The sequence below is a fragment of the Novosphingobium sp. CF614 genome (assembly GCF_900113255.1).
GTDB lineage: Bacteria > Pseudomonadota > Alphaproteobacteria > Sphingomonadales > Sphingomonadaceae > Novosphingobium.
In genome coordinates this window covers 1-1,289 of the sequence record NZ_FOOR01000063.1, presented here as the reverse complement: position 1 = coordinate 1,289, position 1,289 = coordinate 1, and the positions used below count along the sequence as shown (strand labels likewise).

Annotated in this window: 1 pseudogene; it reads left to right on the top strand. The window is 59.0% G+C overall.

Annotated elements, in window-relative coordinates:
* Positions 1-145 precede the first annotated feature (145 nt).
* A pseudogene (locus BM052_RS19270) lies at positions 146-1,190 on the top strand (IS630 family transposase); the annotation flags it as partial.
* Positions 1,191-1,289 lie beyond the last annotated feature (99 nt).

The window sequence follows — 1,289 nt, the reverse complement described above, 5'->3', positions numbered from 1 at the left end:
TCAGCGGGTTAGCTCAATCCGGCTTCAATGAGGTCGCGCACAGCGCCAAGCCCCACCCTCAGCGCCGCGCGACCTCACAGAACCCTCCAGATTCCTTTTTTGTCAGGAAATGATTCGGTGGCGGCTTCATTGATGGGAGCCGCAGATGCATGGATCGATAGCCCTCCGGGAGGATTACAGCGCGGTTGATTTACGCAAGCTTGCGCGTTGTGAGACCAATGGCCGCGTTGCTTTGCGGCTGACGGCAATTGCAGCGGTTCTGGAGGGTGTGAGCCGGAAGGATGCGGCGTCACGCTGCGGGATTGATCGCCAGACTTTGTGCGACTGGGTTCACCGGTTCAACGCGAAGGGGCCGGCCGGTCTGCGAGATTCCCCTTGCGGCCACCCGAAGAAGCGGCTGACGGCTGAGCAGGCAGCGGCGGTGAAGGCGCATGTTTTGAAAGGCCCTGATCCCGAGAAGGACGGGCTGGTGCGCTGGCGCTGCTTGGATATCCAGCGCTGGATCGAGGCGGAATATCGGGTTCGATACCATGAGCGGACAATCGGCAAGCTGCTCCATGCCCTGGAGCTGAGCCACATCTCGACACGGCCCTTCCATCCCAAAAGCGATGTCGAAGTTCAAACCGCTTTTAAAAAACTTCGCGGCCAAAGTCGCATAAATCCTCCCCGGACATGCCGCCGGAAAGCGCCTTGAAATCTGGGTTCAGGACGAAGCCCGTGTAGGTCAGAAGGGCACACTCACCTATGTCTGGGGCGAAAAAGGAACCCGACCACGCGCCATGCGTGACCAGCGCTATGAATGTGCCTATATCTTTGGTGCCGTCTGTCCGGCGCGCGGCGTGGGAGCGGCGCTGGTCATGCCCTTCGCCAACACCCATGCCATGAACGCGCACCTCGCCGAAATCGGCAGCCAGGTGGAGGAAGGCGCGCATGCCATCGTCATCATCGATGGTGCCGATTGGCACACCACAAAATCCCTCAAACTCCCAAGCAATATCAGCCTGCTCCGATTGCCCGCTTACAGCCCCGAGCTCAACCCTCAGGAAAGCATCTGGCAATATCTCAGACAAAACTCCCTCGCAAACCGAGCCTATGAAACCTACGACACCATCGTCACCGCTTGCTGCAAAGCAGGGAACGATCTCATCAATCTGCCCGATACTATCAAATCCATCACCACCCGGGAATGGTTTACAGGACGAAGCCAGGGTCGGACAGAAGGGCTCGATCGAATATGTCTGGGCACCGATCGGCTCCCGTCCGCCTATGGTGCGCGACAATCGGCATGG